Origin of the sequence: Nocardia sp. NPDC058497, assembly GCF_042720195.1 — a bacterium.
Classification (GTDB): domain Bacteria; phylum Actinomycetota; class Actinomycetes; order Mycobacteriales; family Mycobacteriaceae; genus Nocardia.
In genome coordinates this window covers 4,246-7,690 of record NZ_JBHXMY010000275.1, presented here as the reverse complement: position 1 = coordinate 7,690, position 3,445 = coordinate 4,246, and the positions used below count along the sequence as shown (strand labels likewise).

The 3,445-nt window shown below is 70.5% G+C and carries 4 protein-coding genes; all 4 read left to right on the top strand.

What is annotated here, in order from left to right; all coding sequences use genetic code 11:
- Window positions 1-458: Holliday junction resolvase RuvX (gene ruvX / locus ACFWPJ_RS18875; RefSeq protein ID WP_378853011.1), on the top strand; the 458-nt coding region annotated here is incomplete at its 5' end.
- Entirely contained in the window at window positions 455-2,002 is a 1,548-nt protein-coding gene (mltG, locus tag ACFWPJ_RS18870) for an endolytic transglycosylase MltG (RefSeq protein ID WP_378853009.1), read from the top strand. The genes ruvX and mltG, both read left to right, overlap by 4 nt.
- Window positions 1,995-2,807 (top strand): shikimate dehydrogenase, encoded by an 813-nt coding sequence (locus ACFWPJ_RS18865; RefSeq protein ID WP_378853007.1) that lies wholly within the window; start codon window positions 1,995-1,997, stop codon window positions 2,805-2,807. The genes mltG and ACFWPJ_RS18865 overlap by 8 nt, the downstream gene beginning before the upstream one ends.
- 49 nt (window positions 2,808-2,856) lie before the next feature.
- The gene (locus ACFWPJ_RS18860) at window positions 2,857-3,303 is read left to right on the top strand and encodes a B-4DMT family transporter (protein WP_378853005.1); all 447 of its coding nucleotides are present in this window, start codon (window positions 2,857-2,859) and stop codon (window positions 3,301-3,303) included.
- Window positions 3,304-3,445: the final 142 nt, after the last annotated feature.

Here is a 3,445-nt window from a genome sequence, read left to right as displayed (position 1 = left end):
CAGGGGTCGCCTCGAGCGACCCCGACGGTATCCTCGCGACTCCGGTGGAGACCGTGCCGCGCGCCAAACCGGCGAAGTCCGGTGGGCGCGCGGCCGGTCCACCCGCCGACATCAAAAGAATTGCCGAGATTGTGCGGGAGTACGAAGCCGTCGAGGTGATCATCGGACTCCCGCGCACGTTGCGCGGTGAAAACGGGACAGCGGCCACCATCGCGCGTAAGTTTGCCCGTGAGTTGCGCCGGGTGATCGACCCGATTCCGATACGCCTTTCCGACGAACGTTTGACTACGGTGTCTGCTGCACGTGCGCTGCGCGACAGCGGAGTTCGCGCACGTGGCCAGCGGCAGGTGATCGACCAGGCGGCAGCCGTGTCGATCCTGCAAGGATGGTTGGACGAGCGGAGTTCGGTGTTGAAGGACGCAGCAGACACGGCAAGCGTGGTCGGAGATGATGCATGACCGACCGATGGGCCAGGGCCGAGGAACGCTACCGGGCGCGGGAAGCTGATCGGCGCTACCCCCGGCGCGACGACTGGGGCCTGGATGCCCGCGCGGCGCGCGACGAGCCGCCCGCGGCCGAGCAGCCTCCCGGCTGGGACGACGATGACGGCACCGATGTCATCCCGCGCTACGAGGACGAGGTCTACGACGACGAGCCCGAGCCCGAGCCGGAACCCGAGCCGGCCGCTGTGGCGTCCCGTCGTGTCGGCCAGGGGCCGCCCGCGGGCCGGGCAGGCGCCGCCGGGCGTGCCAAGCCCGTGCGTGGGCGTGGCAAGGAGGCCTCGGGCCGTGGCAAGGGTCCGTCGGGGCGGAGCAAGCGATCGCGGATCGCCTCGCGCAAGGCGGCCGAGCGTAAACGCCGCCGTCGCAATCTCTGGGTCGTCGGCGCGGTTCTGGCCGTGCTGTTCGTCTCCGCCGCCGGTTTCGCCGGCTACAAGCTGATGAGCAGCTTCGCCCCGCCTGAGGATTTCGCCGGCCCGCCCGGTGCGCTCGTCATCGTCCAGGTGCATTCCGGTGACACCGCGACGCAGATCGCCGGGACCATGAAGGACAAGGGCGTGGTCGCCAGCCGCGAAGCCTTCTACGAAGCGGCCGTGCGGAACTCGGGCATGAACAGCGTGCAGCCCGGCTACTACGCGGTCGGCGTGAACAGCCCGGCCGCCGACGCCGTCGCCACGCTGGTCGGCGGGAAGTCGCGCGTCGGCAATGTGACTGTCTCCGAGGGCCGGTTGCTGCACGACAAGCACGACGCGAGCACCGGTGGGCGATACGACGGCATCTACCGCAAGGTCGCCCAGGCCAGCTGCTACGGCACCGACAAGAAATGCGTGACGTACGAACAGCTCGACGCCGCGGGCGCGAGCATGGACCTGGCCGGACTCGGCGTGCCCGAATGGGCGATGAAGGGCGTGCGGGAATCCCCGGACCGGTCCCGGCAGCTCGAAGGTCTGATCGCGGCGGGCACCTGGGATTTCGACCCGAGCGGGACACCGCAGCAGATCCTGCGGCAGCTGGTGACCTCGAGTGTGCAGCGCTACGAGTCGACCGGACTGCTGCAGTCGGGTGCCGCCACGAGCCTGACGCCGTACCAGACCCTGATCGCCGCCTCCCTTGTGGAGCGTGAGGCGAAGCCGCAGGACATGGGCAAAGTGGCCAGGGTGATCGTGAACCGGCTGAAGGTCGACCAGATGCTGCAGTTCGACTCGACGGTGAACTACACCCTCGACACCACCGAGGTGGCGACCACCAACGCCGACCGCGCCACGGAAACCGCGTGGAACACCTATGCGATGCAGGGCCTGCCCGTGACCCCGATCGCGGCACCGTCGCTGGAGGCGTTGCGGGCCATGGAGAATCCGGAGCCGGGGGCGTGGCTGTACTTCGTCACCGTCGACAAGGAGGGCACCACCCTGTTCACCGACAGCTATCAGGAACACCTGCGTCTGGTCTCCCAGGCGCAGCGCAGCGGCATCCTCGACAGCTCCCGGCCCTACGGTGGCTGAGCGTCGCAAGGCGGCGGTGCTCGGCAAGCCGATCGCGCACTCGCGTTCGCCTCAGCTGCACCTGGCCGCCTACCGTGCCCTCGGTCTCGACTGGAGCTACGAGCGCGTCGAATGCGATGCCGCGCGGCTGCCCGGCCTCGTCGGCGGCCTCGGCCCGGAATGGGTCGGGCTGTCGGTGACCATGCCGGGTAAGGAAGCCGCGCTGGCCTTCGCCGGCGAGCGCACCGAGCGGGCCGTGCTGGTCGGCTCGGCCAACACCCTGGTCCGCACCGAGACAGGGTGGCGGGCGGACTGCACCGACGTCGACGGCGTGCTCGGCGCCCTGCGCGGCGGCGGTGTCGAGGCGATCGACGAGGCCGTGGTGCTCGGTGCGGGCGGCACGGCGCGGCCCGCGCTGCTCGCGCTGTCGGAACTGGGCGCGAAGACGGTCACCGTCGTCGCGCGCGATGCAGGCCGGGCCCGCAGTGCGGTGGCGCTGGCCGAACAGCTCGGCATGCGGCCGTCGGTCGTGCCGCTCGACGCGGAACGGGTGCGGGCGGTGTGCGCGTCGGCGGGGGCTGCGGTGAGCACTGTGCCCGCCGAGGCGGCTGCCGCGATCGCCGAGGCCGTTGCCGTCGCGCCGGTCGTCCTCGACGCGATCTACAACCCGTGGCCGACCCCGCTGGCCACCGCGGTCGAGGCGGCCGGGCACACCGTCGTCAGCGGCCTGCAGATGCTGCTGAACCAGGCCTACGGTCAGGTCGAGCAGTTCACCGGCCTGCCAGCGCCGCGCGCGGAGATGGCCGCGGCGCTCGCGAGCACCTGATCCGCAGAATTGATACCTGTTCTAGTTCTTACCGGTTAAGGTGTTGCTCATGACCGCTTGGGTGTTGCGAGCCACCGTACTCGGCGCGTTGGTCGTCGCTTTACGGCTGCTGCTCGGATTCGCGATGGCGTCCGCGCCGACCTACGGCATGATCTGGCGGGCGGGCTGCCTCGTGGTGATCGTGGCCGTCGCCGTGGCCTGGGGCATGCGCGACGGCCGTTCGGGCACTGCCGCCGATCTCACCGTGCGCTGGCTGGCCGCCGGCGCCGTCGCCGGGCTCGCCAGCGGCGCGGTGTGCTGGGTGCTCGATCAGGTGCCGAGGATCGAACTCGGCGATGCCGGGGCGCTGTTCGAACTGACGTCCGCCGCCTCGTTCGTCATGCTGCTGATCTTCCTGCCCGCGCTGGCCGGTGTCGCGGTCGGTCGCCGCCGCGCGCGGCGCACCACCGAATCCGTTGCTCGGGTCACCGAACCGGAGTTCGCGCCCGCCACCTGAGACTCGTGGTGATCGTGCCCGGCAGGGTTTTCCTGCCGGGCAAGACACGTCTAAGAGCAGGTTTGGGGCCCCGGTGGTACAGTGGCGGGCGTTAGCGGTGTTTGCCGCCCCCAGCAGCGACGGATCCGGTGCGTCGAGGCGG